Source organism: Lentzea indica, assembly GCF_012184385.1.
GTDB classification, from domain to species: domain Bacteria; phylum Actinomycetota; class Actinomycetes; order Mycobacteriales; family Pseudonocardiaceae; genus Lentzea; species Lentzea indica.
In genome coordinates this window covers 15,779-32,031 of the sequence record NZ_VSRL01000055.1, presented here as the reverse complement: position 1 = coordinate 32,031, position 16,253 = coordinate 15,779, and the positions used below count along the sequence as shown (strand labels likewise).

Annotated in this window: 17 protein-coding genes and 2 pseudogenes; 14 read left to right on the top strand and 5 right to left on the bottom strand. The window is 67.9% G+C overall.

Going from position 1 to position 16,253, the window contains the following annotated elements; translation table 11 throughout:
* Positions 1–893: 893 nt before the first annotated feature.
* On the top strand, positions 894–2,033 hold the full coding sequence (gene dprA / locus FXN61_RS17520) for a DNA-processing protein DprA (protein ID WP_167975160.1): 1,140 nt from the start codon (positions 894–896) through the stop codon (positions 2,031–2,033).
* A 186-nt stretch (positions 2,034–2,219) separates the two neighbouring features.
* Here dprA and FXN61_RS17515 read toward each other — a convergent pair whose 3' ends face one another.
* Positions 2,220–2,744 carry a hypothetical protein gene (locus FXN61_RS17515; protein WP_167975140.1) on the bottom strand — a complete coding sequence of 175 codons (525 nt, stop codon included), beginning with the start codon at positions 2,742–2,744 and terminating at the stop codon, positions 2,220–2,222.
* Positions 2,745–2,901: 157 nt separating this feature from the next.
* On the opposite strand from FXN61_RS17515, the gene FXN61_RS17510 reads away from it, so the two are divergent.
* Positions 2,902–3,879, top strand: a complete 978-nt coding sequence (locus tag FXN61_RS17510) for a tyrosine recombinase XerC (RefSeq protein ID WP_167975139.1) — start codon at positions 2,902–2,904, stop codon at positions 3,877–3,879.
* Positions 3,854–4,793, top strand: a pseudogene (locus FXN61_RS17505) (FliA/WhiG family RNA polymerase sigma factor). Before FXN61_RS17510 ends, FXN61_RS17505 begins: the two are co-directional and overlap by 26 nt.
* A 219-nt stretch (positions 4,794–5,012) precedes the next feature.
* Here FXN61_RS17505 and FXN61_RS17500 read toward each other — a convergent pair.
* Positions 5,013–5,492 (bottom strand): M23 family metallopeptidase, encoded by a 480-nt coding sequence (locus tag FXN61_RS17500; RefSeq protein ID WP_167975138.1) that lies wholly within the window; start codon positions 5,490–5,492, stop codon positions 5,013–5,015.
* Between the two features lie 359 nt (positions 5,493–5,851).
* Between FXN61_RS17500 and rpsB the strand changes: the two are divergent.
* From rpsB to FXN61_RS17475, 5 genes and pseudogenes are all read left to right on the top strand, one after another.
* Positions 5,852–6,672: pseudogene (rpsB, locus tag FXN61_RS17495) on the top strand (30S ribosomal protein S2).
* A 72-nt stretch (positions 6,673–6,744) separates the two neighbouring features.
* Positions 6,745–7,560, top strand: a complete 816-nt coding sequence (tsf, locus tag FXN61_RS17490; protein WP_167975137.1) for a translation elongation factor Ts — start codon at positions 6,745–6,747, stop codon at positions 7,558–7,560.
* A gap of 199 nt (positions 7,561–7,759) precedes the next feature.
* Complete coding sequence (pyrH, locus tag FXN61_RS17485) at positions 7,760–8,470, top strand: UMP kinase (protein ID WP_223165492.1); 711 nt, start codon at positions 7,760–7,762, stop codon at positions 8,468–8,470.
* Positions 8,471–8,531: 61 nt separating this feature from the next.
* Complete coding sequence (gene frr / locus FXN61_RS17480; RefSeq protein ID WP_167975135.1) at positions 8,532–9,089, top strand: ribosome recycling factor; 558 nt, start codon at positions 8,532–8,534, stop codon at positions 9,087–9,089.
* 70 nt (positions 9,090–9,159) lie between these two features.
* Positions 9,160–10,014, top strand: a complete 855-nt coding sequence (locus FXN61_RS17475; RefSeq protein ID WP_167975134.1) for a phosphatidate cytidylyltransferase — start codon at positions 9,160–9,162, stop codon at positions 10,012–10,014.
* Here FXN61_RS17475 and FXN61_RS52235 read toward each other — a convergent pair whose 3' ends face one another.
* Together FXN61_RS52235 and FXN61_RS52230 are read right to left on the bottom strand one after the other, a co-directional pair.
* Entirely contained in the window at positions 10,015–10,422 is a 408-nt protein-coding gene (locus FXN61_RS52235; protein WP_246291677.1) for a VOC family protein, read from the bottom strand.
* Entirely contained in the window at positions 10,410–10,832 is a 423-nt protein-coding gene (locus FXN61_RS52230; protein ID WP_312877805.1) for a VOC family protein, read from the bottom strand. The genes FXN61_RS52235 and FXN61_RS52230 overlap by 13 nt, the downstream gene beginning before the upstream one ends.
* Before the next feature lie 94 nt (positions 10,833–10,926).
* Between FXN61_RS52230 and FXN61_RS17465 the strand changes: the two genes are divergently transcribed.
* Genes FXN61_RS17465 through FXN61_RS17455 form a run of 3 tightly spaced genes read left to right on the top strand, consistent with a single transcriptional unit; the run spans position 10,927 to position 13,452 of the window.
* Positions 10,927–11,670 carry a class I SAM-dependent methyltransferase gene (locus FXN61_RS17465; protein WP_312877804.1) on the top strand — a complete coding sequence of 248 codons (744 nt, stop codon included), beginning with the start codon at positions 10,927–10,929 and terminating at the stop codon, positions 11,668–11,670.
* Between the two features lie 8 nt (positions 11,671–11,678).
* Positions 11,679–12,467, top strand: a complete 789-nt coding sequence (locus tag FXN61_RS17460) for a GNAT family N-acetyltransferase (RefSeq protein ID WP_167975132.1) — start codon at positions 11,679–11,681, stop codon at positions 12,465–12,467.
* A gap of 10 nt (positions 12,468–12,477) precedes the next feature.
* The gene (locus FXN61_RS17455; RefSeq protein WP_167975131.1) at positions 12,478–13,452 is read left to right on the top strand and encodes an aldo/keto reductase; all 975 of its coding nucleotides are present in this window, start codon (positions 12,478–12,480) and stop codon (positions 13,450–13,452) included.
* A gap of 1 nt (position 13,453) precedes the next feature.
* Here the strand turns inward: FXN61_RS17455 and FXN61_RS17450 are convergent, their stop codons facing one another.
* Positions 13,454–13,840, bottom strand: coding sequence for a PadR family transcriptional regulator (locus tag FXN61_RS17450; RefSeq protein WP_281360503.1), 387 nt, complete (start codon positions 13,838–13,840; stop codon positions 13,454–13,456).
* 194 nt (positions 13,841–14,034) lie between these two features.
* Here FXN61_RS17450 and rlmN point away from each other — a divergent pair, with 194 nt between their 5' ends.
* From rlmN to FXN61_RS17435, 3 genes are all read left to right on the top strand, one after another.
* Complete coding sequence (rlmN, locus tag FXN61_RS17445) at positions 14,035–15,141, top strand: dual-specificity RNA methyltransferase RlmN (RefSeq protein WP_167975129.1); 1,107 nt, start codon at positions 14,035–14,037, stop codon at positions 15,139–15,141.
* An 84-nt stretch (positions 15,142–15,225) separates the two neighbouring features.
* On the top strand, positions 15,226–15,471 hold the full coding sequence (locus FXN61_RS17440) for a FitA-like ribbon-helix-helix domain-containing protein (RefSeq protein ID WP_167975128.1): 246 nt from the start codon (positions 15,226–15,228) through the stop codon (positions 15,469–15,471).
* Complete coding sequence (locus FXN61_RS17435; protein ID WP_167975127.1) at positions 15,468–15,905, top strand: type II toxin-antitoxin system VapC family toxin; 438 nt, start codon at positions 15,468–15,470, stop codon at positions 15,903–15,905. Before FXN61_RS17440 ends, FXN61_RS17435 begins: the two co-directional genes overlap by 4 nt.
* Positions 15,906–16,253 lie beyond the last annotated feature (348 nt).

Here is a 16,253-nt window from a genome sequence, read left to right as displayed (position 1 = left end):
ACTGAACACAACCGTCCCCAAGCAGCTGGGCGCGGAGCACCCAAGCCCCGACTCCGCGCCCGGCCCCGGTCGAGCGGGCGCTCGCCCACACCCCCAGCGGCGCCCGCTCACCTCAACCGCCCGTCGCCACCCCGGGACCGGACCCGGATCGCCGCTCGCTCAGCCAGGGCGAGAGCCACACCTGCGACCTAACCCAGCTGTTCCTGAGCCCCAACCGTCCTCAAGTCCAACCGTCGCTGAGCCCGACCGAGCCGACCTGACGCGATCCGACCCGACTCGACTCGACCTGAGCCGACCCGACTCGACCTGAGCCCGCTCAAAGCTGCCGGGCGCGGAGCCCACTCCCACTCTGCGCCCGGCACCCATCCCAACCGCGGCACCCGAGCCGCCGGACGCAGTGCCTCGAGCCTCGGCTCGGTGTGCGGCTCAGGTCGAGCGGGCGCTGTCCCTGGATCCGACAGGCCCTGGACCCGACAGGCCCTGGACCCGACAGGCCCTGGACCCGACAGGCCCTGGACCCGACAGGCCCTGGACCGCCGGTCCCGAAGCCGCCGGGCGCGGAGCCCTACTCCCACTCCGCGCCCGGCACCCATCCCAATTGCGGCATCCAAGCCGCCGGACGCAGTGCCTCGAGCCTCGGCTCGCGTCCGGTTCCCGAGCGGGTCGCTCGCCCCATCCCCAGCGGGCGGCCCGCTCACCCCGACCTCCCTCTCGAACAGGAGCCCGACCATGACCCCACTCCTCGTCCCGGCCGCCGCGACCTCCGCGGCGTCAGCCGTTCCCGCACTTCTGCAGCTGCCGTGCACAGTCCGAAGGCGTTCCTCAGGCGTCAGCCCGCCGAGCCACTGGCGGCCCGGCCCCTGGCATCGCTGGCTGCCGTGGTGGTGGTTCCGGTGACCGCGCCACCGACCGATGCCGTCCGGCTGGCCAGGGCTTACCTCTCCCGTGTGGCCGAGCCCTACCCTGCGGCGCTCGCGGCGCTGGTCGCTGAGGTCGGTCCGGTCGAGGCCGCGAAGCTCGTCCGCGCAGGCGAGGTGTCGCCGTCCGTCGCCAGTCAGACTTCTGCTCGCCGGGCCGAGGAGCGTGCCCACGAAGACATCGAGCGCCTCACCAAGATCGGTGGGCGGTTGGTCATCCCGGAGGACGACGAGTGGCCGCGGTGGCCGTTCGTCGCGCTTGGGGGTGTGGCCGCGCAGCGGTGTGGAGGGGAGCCGCTTGCGCTTTGGGTCCGTGGGCCGCACGACCTTGCAGAGGCGACAGACAAGGCTGTGGCGATCGTGGGGTCGCGCGCGGCCAGCGGGTATGGCGAGCACGTTGCCGGCGAGTTCGCGTACGGCTTGGCGCAGGCCGGGGTGACTGTTGTCTCCGGTGCGGCGTATGGGATTGACGGTGCTGCTCACCGGGGCGCGCTTGGGGCTGGTGGGCTGACTGTCGCGGTGTTGGCGTGCGGGGTGGACTTCGCCTATCCCGCGGGGCATCAGGGGTTGCTGGCCAAGATCGCGCGGGAAGGGGTGATCGTCAGCGAGTATCCGCCTGGTGTGACGCCCGCTCGGCATCGGTTTCTCACGCGCAACCGGCTCATTGCGGCGTTGGGCGGCGGCACTGTTGTTGTGGAGGCAGGGAGGCGTAGTGGGGCCAAGAACACGGCTGCGATCACGCTTGCGCTGGGGCGGCCGTTGATGGTGGTGCCGGGGCCTGTCACGTCGGCCAGTTCGGTCGGGTGTCACGAGTTGTTGCGGGACGGGCAGGCGGTGTCGGTGAGTTCGGTGGCCGAGATCGTGGAGTCGGTGGGGCGGTTCGGGGACGACCTGGCCACCGAGCCCATCGAGAAGGAGAGCGAGCTCGGGGCGCCGCAGGGGGAGGCCATGCGGGTGTACGAGGCCTTGGGGAGGCGGTGCGGGGTCAGCGACGACGTCGTGTCGGTTGAGTCCGGGGTGCCGTTGGAGCGGGTTCGGGCGTTGTTGCCCGAGTTGGAGCTCGCTGGGCTGGCTCTGCAGGTTGACGAGGGCTGGCAGAAGCTGGAGGTGCGGTGATCAGCTGCCGCGGAGGGCGTGGTGGGGCATGACCTCCACGTCTTCCGCGTCCACTATGGACAGTTAGGTTCGTGTCAACGTGAGTTTCTCGCTCGCGCCTGGTTGAGCGGTGCGGACGACTGAGCGCGTTTGCTCGCTTTCGTGAGACGGGTTGACCTGCGGCTTCGCTTCCGTCATCTGGAGGCGTCACCCGGCCTCGCGTGTGGTGTCGTCGCCGGTGTTCGGGTCGGTGTCGCGCAGCACGAGGGCCGCGATGACGGCGTCGGCGAGGGCTTCGGCCTTCTGCTGTTTCATGCCGAGTGAGAGGGCTCGGTCCAGGGCGATCTGGCGCACCTCGGCCAGTTGGGCCGTGGTCAGCGGCGTGGACGGCAGTTCGAGCGGTTCGGGCTGCTTGCCGCGGATCTTGCGCCACGCTTTGCGCACGGCGCTGGTGGTGCCGTCGCGCACGGCTTTGCCGACGCTGTCGGAGACCGCGGTGATCACGCTGCCGGACACCAGGGCGATCACCGGGGTCGCCATCGCGACGATGTCGCCGAGGCCGAAGCCCAGCGGGTCGTCGTGGGCGCGGCGCAGCCTGCGTTCTGCCTGCTTGGGGCTCTCCAGGTACGGGGCGGCGACGATGTCGTACGCGGACAGCTCCTCGGGAGCGATCTTGCGCACGACTCGGCGTGCGAGGTCATCGGCTGTTCGAGCGGTCGTGCTGGTTGCCATCGCTACTCCGAAAGGTGATCTGTGCGTGCCACCAAACCCCTGGTCGTCACAGGGAGTTGAAACGTTATCTCGCTCGCGATCATGAGAGCGCTCTCAAATGGCGCGAGGGTGTGGCGATACTTGACCAAACGCCTCGACTGGCGCAGCGTCTTGGCCTATGTCCCCGCCGCCGCATGGTCGGACACGCCGTGTCGATCTGGTTCGCCTGCGCGAAAAGCTGCCGGCGTCCGTTGGGGACGTGTTGCGGCAGTACGAACGGCACCTGACGTTGGAGCGCGATCTCTCGCCGCACACCGTGCGCGCGTACGTCGGCGATGCGGTGGCGTTGCTGGGACATGTCGCGGGGAATATCCCGGAGAACGCCGACGTCGGACGTGTTGACCTAACGAACTTGCGGTCATGGCTTGCCGCACAACGCACTGCGGGCGCCAGCCGCACGACGCTTGCGCGGCGGGCTGCTGCCGCGCGCACGTTCACCGCGTGGGCGCATCGCGCGGGCCATGTGGCGGCTGATCCGGGGTCTCGGCTCGCGGCTCCGCGACCACACAGGACGTTGCCGTCCGTGTTGCGTGTGGACCAGGCGAAGGACGCCATGGCCGCCGTATCCTCCGGCGCTTCCGAGGGCGATCCGGTTGCGCTGCGTGATCAGGCCGTGGTGGAGTTGCTGTACGCCACAGGTATCCGCGTGGCCGAACTTTGTGGTCTTGACCTCGACGACGTGGACTACTCCCTGAGGGTGATTCGGGTTCTGGGCAAAGGTGGGCGCGAGCGCAGCACGCCGTTCGGCGTGCCGGCCGAGCGAGCGCTGCGGCGGTGGCTGGACGAGGGTCGAAACGCCCTGGTAGCACCGGATTCGCCACCGGCTTTGTTCCTCGGCGCCCGAGGTGGCCGGTTGAACCAGCGGGCCGTTCGCACTCTGGTGCACGAGGTCGTCGCTGTGGTACCGGATGCGCCGGACATCGGGCCGCACGGGTTGCGCCACTCCGCTGCGACCCATTTGCTGGAAGGAGGAGCGGACCTGCGCACCGTCCAAGAACTGCTTGGTCACGCTACGCTCGCAACGACTCAGCTTTACACACACGTCACTGTCGAACGGCTGAAGGCGATCCATGACCGAACCCACCCCCGTTCCTGACGCCCCAGGGGGAGGATCGCGTACGGCGACCGTGCCCCCTGAACCTCTCGTGCCCGCACCGGTTTCGAAGCAGGCGAGCAACGGGCACCGTCAGAACGGCGCGCCGCGCACCGAGGCGACCCCCGAGCCCGGTGCGAACACGCATGTCAACGGCACGCCCGTGGCCGTTCCGACTGCGGTGACGCGCGCGGATGCCAGGTCTGGTGACGACGTCGAGGCCGGCATCGTCGCGCTGTGGCGCAGCTACGGAGAGTCCCGCGAACAGAGCCAGCGCGACCGCCTGGTGCTGCACTACGCGCCGCTGGTCAAGTACGTCGCAGGTCGCGTCGGCACGGGCCTGCCCGCCCACGTGGACGTGGCCGACCTGATCCAGTCCGGCATCTTCGGCCTGGTCGACGCGATCGAGAAGTTCGAGCCGGAACGCGGCCTCAAGTTCGAGACCTACGCCATGCAGCGCATTCGCGGCGCGATCCTCGATGACCTCCGCTCTCAGGACTGGGTGCCGCGCTCGGTCCGCAGCCGCGCCCGCGACGTCGAGCGCGCCCTGGAACGCCTCGGCGCCAAGCTGCAGCGCACGCCCACCGACCGCGAGCTCGCCGCAGAGCTCAAGATCGGCCTGGCCGAACTGCGTGAGCTCTACGGCCAGCTCCAGCTCACCAGCGTCGTTGCCCGACGACGCAGCGGAAGACCCGGTGGCCAGCCTCGTCGACCTGGACAGCCGTCGTCAGCTGGCCGACGCGATAGCCCAGCTGGCCGAGCGCGACCGCGTGGTCGTGACCCTCTACTACTTCGAGAACCTGACCCTCGCCGAGATCGGCAAGGTCCTCGGCGTCACCGAGTCCAGGGTCTGCCAGCTGCACACCCGCGCCGTCCTGCGCCTCCGCACCAAGCTCAACGAGCAGTCCGAGGCCTGACCGAGCCCGGATCACCACCCGCAACCCGGCGAGTGCCGGGCTGCCGCACGGCCGTACCGCCGCGCTGCCGCGGGGTGCTGACGAGGCCTCCGAGCCTCCAGAACCTGGGCTTCCCACCTCTTTTCGTCGCTTGCCAGGGCTAATTCACTCGAACGGGTGGCCCTTGGAGTTGCTCCAAGTACGCCGAGTGCTCATGCACGGAGCCGCGAGGTCTGCCGGCTAGCCGCCTCTGGGAGGTGCCGAGGCGTTCAACGGCAGCAATCGCACCCGGCCTGTCGACACCAGCCGCAACGGGTCGAGGTACTCGTGGCCGCGCCGGGCACCCCAGTGCAGGCACGGCGACGGGCAATGCCCCTCCTGCAGGTGACCGATGACCTCCCCGCGACGCACCGAACGTCCGGCTACGACGGCCGGCGCAACTGGTTCGTAGGTCGTCCGCAGCCCACCGCGGTGCTCCAGGGACACCAGCGTCCGGGCCGCGACAGCACCGGCGTACACGACCACCCCGTCCCCAGCAGCCAGAACAGCGGTGCCGGCGGGAGCGGACAGGTCCACGCCCCGGTGGCCGGGCCCGAACGGCGAAGCGGGCGCCTGGAACGCGCGCACCACCGGATGTGGCGGCGGCAGGGGCCACGTGAAGTGGGCGGGAGAGGGAGCCAGAAGGGCCGAGAGGACCAGGGCGGCGGGGAGGAGGGGCATGGGTCAACGGTCGGTCAGATCGCACCCTGGGGACCAGCGGTGATCGCGGAACTGTGGATTACTCGCCGGTTGTGGACAACTACCCCTTGCGGGCTCGGGGCGATTCGAAGTTTGTCGGGGTTGGGGCGTAGACTGTTGGGCGCGTCCCGTCTGTGCGGGACGACTTCGCGTGCCAACGCAGATCCGGCCAGCTGATCTCAGCAGGGTCGAGTCACGACGTCCGACGGTCCTGATGGTGGAGAGATCCTCCGTGGGTGCGGACGGCGGCTACGGCACCAGGGCTGAGGGCCGACCCGGCCTGAGGCGTCAACCGAACCGACGCGCAAACGTGCGTCCGACAGATGAGGTGCGAACCGGCCATGGCCGTCGTAACCATGAAGCAGCTGCTTGACAGCGGCGTGCACTTCGGGCATCAGACCCGGCGCTGGAACCCGAAGATGAAGCGTTACATCTTCACCGAGCGCAACGGCATCTACATCATCGACCTGCAGCAGACGCTGACCTACATCGACCGGGCTTTCGAGTTCGTCAAGGAGACGGTCGCGCACGGCGGGTCGATCCTGTTCATCGGCACCAAGAAGCAGGCGCAGGAGGCCATCGCCAACGAGGCGCTCCGCGTCGGCATGCCCTACGTGAACCAGCGCTGGCTGGGCGGCATGCTCACCAACTTCTCGACGGTCCACAAGAGGCTTCAGCGGCTCAAGGAGCTGGAGTCGATGGAGCAGACCGGTGGTTTCCAGGGTTTCACCAAGAAGGAAATCCTGATGATGAACCGCGAGAAGGACAAGCTGGAGCGCACGCTCGGCGGTATCCGCGACATGTCCAAGGTGCCCAGCGCCGTGTGGATCGTGGACACCAAGAAGGAGCACATCGCGGTCGGTGAGGCTCGCAAGCTGAACATCCCGATCGTGGCGATCCTCGACACGAACTGCGACCCGGACGAGGTCGACTACCCGATTCCGGGTAACGACGACGCGATCCGTTCCGCCGCTCTGCTGACCAAGGTCGTGGCCGAGGCGCCGCCGCCGGTCTGATGCAGCGCTCCGGTGCCCGCCGCGACGCCGCCGACGGCCAGGACAAGCCCGAGGTCGCGAGCGACGAGCCGCTGGCGGAGTGGGAGCAGGAGCTTCTCACCAACACCACGGCCGAGGCCCCGGCCGAGCAGCCCGTCCAGTCCTGATTTCCCCCACGCGGCGCCCGCACACCAGCGGGCGCCGCGTGACTCAAGCGCGTACATCGCAGAAGGAAAACGATGGCGAACTACACCACCGCGGACGTCAAGAAGCTCCGCGAGCTGACCGCCGCCGGCATGATGGACTGCAAGAAGGCGCTGGACGAGGCTGACGGCGACTTCGACAAGGCCGTCGAGATCCTGCGCATCAAGGGCGCCAAGGACGTTGGCAAGCGCGCCGAGCGCACCACGTCCAACGGCCTCGTCGTCGTCAAGGACGGCGCGATGGTCGAGCTGCGCTGCGAGACCGACTTCGTGGCCAAGAACGCCGACTTCATCGCCCTGGCCGACGACATCGTCGCGATCGCCAAGGCCAACAAGGTCGCCGACGTCGAGGCCCTCAAGGCCGTCGAGGTCGACGGCAAGACCGTGGACGCGCTGGTCCAGGAGTTCTCCGCCAAGATCGGCGAGAAGCTCGAGCTGGCCAAGGCCGTCGACTTCGACGGCACCGTCTCGGTCTACCTGCACAAGCGTGCCGCTGACCTGCCGCCCGCCGTCGGCGTGCTGGTCGAGTACACCGGTGACAACGCCGAGGCCGCCAAGGGTGCCGCGATGCAGATCGCCGCCATGCGCCCGAAGTACGTCACGCGTGAGGACGTCCCGGAGGAGCTCGTCGCGAACGAGCGCCGCATCGCCGAGGAGACCGCTCGCGAGGAGGGCAAGCCGGAAGGCGCGCTGCCCAAGATCGTCGAGGGTCGCGTCAACGGCTTCTTCAAGGACGTCGTGCTCCTCGAGCAGGCTTCCGTGACGGACAGCAAGAAGACGGTCAAGGCTCTTCTGGACGAGGCCGGCGTGACGGTGACCCGTTTCGCTCGGTTCGAGGTCGGCCAGAGCTGATTGCAGTGAGGGCGGGGTTGCGGCGACATGCGACCCCGCCCTCAGCATGTCCAGACGCTTCACTCTGGCGAGGTGCGTTCGCGGGATGCGCGGGCTCGTCGTTCAGAGAATCCTGTGGGGACACCCCACACCCCAGGCTCCCAAAGGCGCGAGGAGAGGACCTGTGAGCGAAGAAGGTAGCCACGGCTACAGCCGGGTGATGCTCAAGCTCGGTGGCGAGATGTTCGGCGGCGGTGGCGTCGGCGTTGATCCCGATGTCGTCCAGACAGTCGCCCGGCAGATCGCGGCCGTCCACGAGTCCGGCGTGCAGGTCGCCGTCGTGATCGGTGGTGGCAACTTCTTCCGCGGGTCCGAGCTCCAGCAACGCGGCATGGACCGGTCGCGCGCCGACTACATGGGCATGCTCGGCACGGTCATGAACTGCCTGGCGCTGCAGGACTTCCTCGAGCGCGAGCACGGTATCGACACCCGCGTGCAGACCTCCATCCAGATGACGCAGGTCGCCGAGTCCTACATCCCCCGCCGTGCGATGCGCCACCTCGACAAGGGCCGCGTCGTGATCTTCGGTGGCGGCGCCGGCCTGCCGTACTTCTCCACGGACACCACCGCCGCCCAGCGCGCGCTGGAGATCGGCTGCGAGATCGTCCTGATGGCGAAGGCCGTCGACGGCGTCTACACGGCCGACCCCAAGATCGACCACGACGCGTTGATGTTCGACAACATCACCCACCGCGAGGTGCTGGAGCGCGGCCTCAACGTCGCCGATGCCACGGCCTTCAGCCTCTGCATGGACAACAACATGCCGATACTGGTCTTCAACCTTCTCACCGAGGGGAACATCGCGCGCGCGGTGCGTGGTGAGAAGATCGGCACTCTGGTCAGCACCCCCGGTGGCCGCCCGGCCTTCTAGACCTGGTGGGATCTGACCAGGACCGGGATTTGGGCACGCACACGCAGAGCAAGGAGCAGTCGTGATCGACGAGACCCTCCTCGACGCCGAGGAGAAGATGGAAAAGGCGGTTTCGGTGGCGAAGGAGAACCTCGCCTCCGTTCGAACCGGTCGTGCGACTCCCTCGATGTTCAACCGCATCCACGTCGACTACTACGGTTCGCCGACGCCGCTGAACCAGATGGCCAGCATCTCGGTCCCTGAGGCGCGCATGGCGGTCGTGAAGCCGTACGACGCGACTCAGCTGAACGCGATCGAGAAGGCGATCAGGGACTCCGACCTGGGCGTCAACCCCGGCAACGACGGCAACATCATCCGCGTCGTCATCCCTCAGCTCTCCGAGGAGCGCCGCCGGGACATGGTGAAGGTCGCCAAGCAGAAGGGCGAGGACGCACGCGTCTCCGTCCGCGGCGTCCGCCGCAAGGCGAAGGAAGAGATCGACCGTCTCGTCAAGGACGGCGAGGTCGGCGAGGACGACGGCGCTCGTGGTGAGAAGGAGCTTGACGCTCTCACCCACAAGTACACCGCGCAGGTCGACGAGCTCGTGAAGCACAAGGAAGCCGAGCTCCTCGAAGTCTGATGTTCCTGATGGTTTCGCCCGGCCGAGTCGCCGCAGGCGACGTAGTTGCCCTGGCCGGGCGGAGGTCGTGATGGGAGCACCGGTGGCAGGCAGTCCCTCGGACGTGCCCGCGTCGAAGCCGTCGCGCGCGGGACGTGACCTGCGGGCGGCGATCCTGGTCGGCGTCGGGCTCGGCGCGGTGATCATCTTGTCGCTGCTGACCGTCCGGCAAACCTTCATCGGCATCGTCGCTGCCGCCGCGGCGGTGTCGACGTGGGAGCTCGCGAACGCCTTCCGCAAGGGCGGCATCAACGTCGCCCTGTGGCCCGCGCTCATCGGCGGCCAGGCGATCATCTGGCTGTCCTGGCCGCTGGAGCGCACCGGCATGATGACCGCGTTCGTGGTCACGGTGCTGGTGTGCATGATCTGGCGGTTCCGGGGCGGCTCGGACGGCTACCTGCGCGACCTCAGTGCGTCCGTGTTCACCATCGCGTACATCCCGGTGTTCGCGTCTTTCGCGGCCATGCTGGTCGTCCCCGAGGACGGCACGGGTCGCGCGTTCGCGTTCCTCATCGGGGTCGTGCTGTCGGACGTCGGCGGCTACGCGGCCGGTGTCTTCCTCGGCAAGCACCCGATGGCGCCGTCGATCAGCCCGAAGAAGTCCTGGGAGGGCTTCGCGGGTTCGTTGGTCGCCGGCATGGTCGGCGGTGCGATCACGCTCACGACACTGCTCGACGGCCAGTGGTGGCAGGGCGTGCTCTTCGGTGCCGCGCTCGTCGTCACGGCCACCGCGGGCGACCTGGTCGAGTCGCTGATCAAGCGCGACCTCGGCATCAAGGACATGGGCACGCTGCTGCCCGGCCACGGCGGTCTGATGGACCGGATGGATTCGCTGCTGCCGTCCGCCGTCGCATCCTGGCTGCTGCTGCACCTCTTCGTGCAGTAGCTAGTCGTCGTACGGGTCGTCCACCTCGGTACGCGGCTCGGCCTCGATCACGCGGGACTGGTCGATCACCGAGAAGGCCATTCCCGCGTGGTCCTCGACGACGGTGATGCGTCCGAACGGGGTGTCGTACGGCTCGACGGTCACCCGGCCCCCGAGCTCCAGCACCCGGTACGCCACCGAGTCGGTGCCGATCTCGGGCGCGGCGTTGAAGTACACCATCCAGTGCGAACGCTCCGCGTACGGAAACTCGCGCCCCATCTTCTGGCGGCCGATCACCTCGGTGCCGTCGACGGACCACGACGCGTAGTCCAGCCGATGCCCGTCGCCGATCTGCGTGATGTCGTAGTGGCACAGCTCGCCGAAGAACTCGTCGGCCGCCGCGCCGTCACGGGTGTTCAGCTCGGCCACGCGTAGGCCCCGTGCCCGCCAGTGCCGAACCGCCAGTCCGGCGGCACGTGCCGGAACCCGACGACGGCGCCGCTCGGGTCGGCGATCACCGTGCTCTGCGTGTGGTCGGCGGCGTCCTCGGGGTTGCGCAGCACGGATCCGCCGAGGTGGAAGGCTTTCTCCGCGGTGGCCCGCGCGTGCGGGGTGACCAGGTACAACCGCCACGGCTCCGGTTCGCCCTGCGGCAGTCCGGCGACGGGGACGCCGTCGACCATCGCCACGGTGTAGCCGGCGTCGTCGGCGTAGTGCCAGCCGAACAGGCCGGTGTAGAACTCGATCGCGCCCTTGAGGTCGTCCACCGCTCTCTCGACCCAGCACGGACTTCCCGCGAGCAACGGTGCGAGCTGGGGCGTGTTGGGAGCGATCGACACTGCCGCCTCCTGCAGGGAAGAGATGCGGTCACGCTACGCCGTAGCTGGACGAATTCGTACGGTCACCGTGAAATCGAGGCCCTACAGTGTCTTCGTGAGGGGATTCGTGCGGGCGGCATTGAACGCGGTGCGTCCGGCAGATGTCGTGCCAAGTCCGAACATCTGGCATTGGCCTGACGTTTACGAGGTCGAGAACCGCGCGCAGGACGTGCACGGCGCGATTTGGACGGCAATAAGCGAAGAATGTCCGTTTGACGGTTTGGACGTCGTGGACGTCGGCTGCGGCGACGGCTACCACCTGCCGATCTTCGCCTCGTCCGCGCGTTCGGTCGTCGGCGTCGAACCGCATCCGCCGCTCGTGGTGCGCGCCAAGAATCGAGTGACGTCCCTGCCGAACGTCCGCGTTGTTTCCGGTCCCGCGCAACGGCTGCCGCTCGACGACGGCTCCGCTGATCTCGTGCACGCCCGCACCGCTTACTTCTTCGGTCCTGGCTGCGAGCCGGGCCTGCGCGAGGCGGACCGCGTGCTGCGCCCTGGCGGCGCGCTCGCCGTTGTGGATCTGGACGGCGCCGCCTCGCCGTACGGGCCGTGGCTTTGCGCCGACGAACCGCGCTACGACCCGTCGGCGGTCGAGAAGTTCTTCGCGGACAACGGTTTCTCGCTCACCCGCATCACCGCCGAGTGGCGGTTCGAAAATCGGGAAGACCTGGAGTCCGTGCTGCGCATAGAGTTCTCCGCCAAGGTCGCCGAGCGTGCGATCGCGTCGGTCGGCGGGCTCAGCTTCCCGGTCGGCTACCGGCTGCACGTGCGCCGCAAGCCGAAGGGGCTGATCTTGTGATCCGTGAGATGCAACGTCTCACGCAACGTCTGTGGTCCCTGCGCGCCAACTGGCACGTCGGAGACCTTGCGTGGCAACGGTTCGAGCACGTCGGCCGCGAGCAGGAGTGGCAGTTCGAGCTGTGGCACCGCGACGGCGAGGTCGTCGCCTGGGCATGGGAGCAGCGCGGCACCGACCTCTTCCTGCAGGTCGACCCGGCTTGTGCGGACGTTGCCGACGAGGTGCTGAAGCGCTTCCCCGACCGGGAGGTGATGATCCTCGACGCCGAGGACCACCTGATCGCCGCTCTGGAACGTCAGGGGTACGCGGTGAAGGACGGCCAGTACCAGGTGTTCATGACGCACGACCTGCGTGACCTGCCCGCGGTGTCGTTGCCGGACGGATTTGTGGTCCGTCCCATCACGGAAGCCGATCTGGCGCGACGGGTTGAGGTTCATCAACGGGTCTGGCACCCGTCGCGGGTCACCGAGGAGAGCTACCGCAACGTGATGGCGGCCTGGCCTTATCGCCCGGATCTCGACTGGGTGGTGGAGGCGCCGGATGGACGGTTCGCGGCGTACTGCCTGATGTGGTTCGACGACCAGAATCGCGTGGGTGAGCTGGAACCCGTTGGCACGCATCCGGATTTCCGCCGGATGGGATTGGGGGCGGCTGTCTGTTTTGGCGCGATGCGGGCTTTGCGTGAGTTGGGCGCCGATCAGGCGATCGTGTATCCGGTCCACGACAATCCCGCGGAGACGTTCTACCAGCATCTGGGCTTCCGGCCGTATGCCCGCACTCTGACCTACAGTCGCTAGGCTCTGGTTCGTGGAGAAGCGAATCGCAGGCAGGTTGGACCGCCAGGTCGGCGTCGTGGGGCTGGGCTGCTGGCAGCTCGGCGCGGACTGGGGCGAGGTGGACGAGAGCGAGGCGCTCGCGCTGCTGCACGCCGCCGCCGACACGGGAGTCGACTTCTTCGACACCGCTGACGTGTACGGCGACGGCCGCAGCGAGACCCTCGTCGGCCGGTTCCTGAAGGAGCGCAACGACGACGTCTTCGTTGCCACCAAGATGGGCCGGCGGCTGCCGGCACAGACCACGGAGGGGTACAACCGGGAGAACTTCCTCGCGTGGAACGACCGCAGCCGCCGCAATCTCGGGGTCGACACGTTGGATCTGGTGCAGCTGCACTGTCCGCCCACGCCGGTGTACGACCGCGACGAGGTGTTCGACACCTTGGACGAAATGGTTGAGCAGCAACGGATCGCTGCTTATGGCGTGTCGGTGGAGAAGGTCGAGGAGGCGCTGGCGGCGATCAGGCGTCCGCACGTGGCCAGCGTGCAGATCATCCTGAACGCGTTCCGGCTGAAGCCTCTCGAGGAGGTGCTCCCCGCGGCGCAAGAGGCGGGGGTCGCGATCATCGCGCGGGTGCCGCTCGCGTCCGGGTTGCTGACCGGGAAGTACACGGCGGCAACGACTTTCGGTGCGGACGATCACCGCAACTACAACCGCAACGGTGAGGCGTTCGACGTCGGCGAGACCTTCTCCGGGGTCCCTTACGAGGTCGGCTTGGAGGCGGTGGAACGCCTCAGGCCCCTCGTTCCCGACAACGCCACGATGGCGCAGTTCGCGCTGCGGTGGATCATCGACCAGCCCGGTGTCACGGTAGTGATCCCCGGTGCGCGCAACGTGGAGCAGGCGCTGGCCAACTCACAGGCCGCTGATCTGCAGCCCGTCGACGAGAAGGCCGTCGCGGCGGTGTACGACGAGCTGATCCGGCCGCACGTGCACGACCGGTGGTAGGTCACTCCTCGGCGAGGATGGCGTAGAGCTTGCGCCGCAGCTCGTTGTAGAGCTCGACCGCGCGGGTCTTCTGCTCGGGCGTGCCCGCGTGGGAGATCTGCTCCATCGCGCTGCCGAGCAGCCGGATCGCCGACCGCAGTTCGCCGTCGACGGGGTCGAGCTGGATGTTGATGTCGCGCCAGGGCGGGGCCGTGTGCTCCGTCCTGCCGTGGTCGGTGAGCGTGAACAGCTTCTTGCCTCCTTCTTCCTCCGCGGAGATGAGGCCTTCGTCGGCGAGCATCTGCAGCGTCGGGTAGACCGAGCCGGGGCTCGGGCTCCACGCGCCGCCGGTGCGCCTGGCGATCTCCTGAATGATTTCGTAGCCGTGCATCGACCGTTCTGTCAGCAAGGACAGAACCGCCGCCCGGACGTTGCCGCGCCTCTGGCGGCCGCCCCTGCCACCGCCCCCGAAGGGTCCGTGGCGATGCCTGTGCAAGTGGTTCCTGTGGTGTGGTCTCATCATCATGTCGCTAACGATATATCGGAAGCTATCGCGATGCAACGGTCTTGTGGAGGTGAAGTTCATGGGACACTAGATGTGCTATGACCTCGCTTCCCCTTGTCTTCGACGCGCCCAAGCGCGGCCTGCCGCCGCGCCACCTGGTCGACCTCACGCCTGCTCAGCGCGCTGAGGCCGTTGCCGCCCTCGGCGAGAAGCCGTTCCGCGCCAAGCAGCTGTCGAACCACTACTTCAGCCGCCTGACCGTCGATCCCGCCGAGATGACCGACATCCCGGCCGCCACGCGCGACAAGCTCGTGTCGGACCTGATGCCGCCGCTGTTCACGGTGGTGCGCAAGGTCACGGCCGACGAGGGAGCGACCGCGAAGACGCTCCTGCGCGCGCACGACGGCACGCTCATCGAGTCCGTGCTGATGCGCTACCCGGACCGCGCGACGCTGTGCATCTCGTCGCAGGCCGGCTGCGGCATGGCCTGCCCGTTCTGCGCGACCGGCCAGGGCGGCCTGCAGCGCAACCTGTCGACCGCGGAGATCGTGGACCAGGTGCGGCTGGGTGCCGCGGCGATGCGCGACGGCGAACTGCCCGGCGGTCCCGGCCGCCTGTCGAACATCGTCTTCATGGGCATGGGCGAACCGCTCGCGAACTACAAGCGCGTGATCGAGGCCGTGCACCGCATCACGGCTCCGGCGCCGGACGGTCTGGGCATCTCGCAGCGCACGGTCACCGTGTCGACGGTCGGGCTCGTGCCGGCGATCCGCAAGCTGACCGAGGAGAAGCTGCAGGTGCGGCTCGCGGTGTCGCTGCACACGCCGGACGACGAGCTGCGCGACACGCTGGTGCCGGTCAACACGCGGTGGAAGGTCTCGGAGGTGCTGGAGGCCGCGCGTGCGTACGCGGACCAGACCGGGCGGCGGGTGTCGATCGAGTACGCGTTGATCCGCGACATCAACGACCAGGGCTGGCGAGCGGACCTGCTCGGCAAGAAGCTGCGCAAGCACCTCGGGCAGCTGGTGCACGTGAACCTGATTCCGTTGAACCCGACTCCGGGGTCGAAGTGGGACGCGTCGCCGAAGCCGGTGGAGCGGGAGTTCGTGCGGCGGGTCCGGGAGCAGGGTGTCGAGTGCACTGTGCGGGACACGCGTGGACAGGAGATCGCGGCTGCCTGCGGTCAGCTGGCCGCTGAAGGCTGACTCGAACGTCTGGCTGGCTGCCGCAGGTGTCAGTATCACCTGCGGTGCTAGCATTGACTGCAGTGACAGCATCGGAGGTGGATCATGGCGGTCCTTACGATCCGCGACTTCGACGAGAGTCTGAAGGCGAAGCTGAGGATTCGTGCGGCTGAGCACGGGCGATCGATGGAGGCCGAGGTGCGTGCGATCCTCGCCGCAGCGTTGACCAGGTCCGAGTCAGGTCCGGGCATGGGATCGAGAATCCGGCAGCGCTTCGCCGATGTCGACGACGTATCGCTCGAACCTCCGCAGCGCACGGAGCTGGCACGAGCAGCGGAGTTTCCCGAGTGATCGTTCTTGACACCAACGTCGTTTCCGAACTGATGTGGCGAGTTCCGAACGACGATGTGGTCCGCTGGGTGGACCGGTATCCGGCCGATGAAGTCTTCATCACCGCTGTGACAGCCGCCGAGCTCGCATATGGGATCGAGCGAATGCCGGACGGCCAGCGCAAGACCGCGCTGGCGGTCAAGGTTTCGGAACTTCTGACCGAAGACTTCCAGGGGCAAATCCTGCCGTTCGACGGTGTGGCAGCCGTGTACTACGGCGAGATCGCCGCAGCGCGTGAAGAGCAGGGGTGTCCGATCAGCATGGCCGATGCACAGATCGCTGCGATCTGCCGACGCCTCGCCGCCTGCTTGGCCACACGCAACACCAAGGATTTTGTCAACACAGGCATCACCTTGCTCGACCCGTGGGGCGACGCTGTCGCCGCTGAAGGCTGACGGTCACGCACCCTTGGCGAGGAGGAGGTAGAACTCCAGCCACATCAGGCGGACAGAGGTCTGGCACAGCCACTCCGGCTCGACCGGGCTTTGCGGGTCGTCGGCCAGCGGGGGATCTCTGAGGTCGATTCTGAACGTGGCGTTGCTGTCGAGGACGACCAGCGAGCAATAGCTGCCGTCACCGATGTTGCGAGTCCATGCCGCATCACCGTCGTGCGGGCCGTCCTTCGTCGCTCGGGCATAGCCCGCGTCGAGGTACTTCTGGAATTCGACGCGCTCCTCGTCGATGGTGCTGACCGAGAACTCGAACTCGATCGGACTCGCGTGTCGGCAGATCCTTGATCTTGC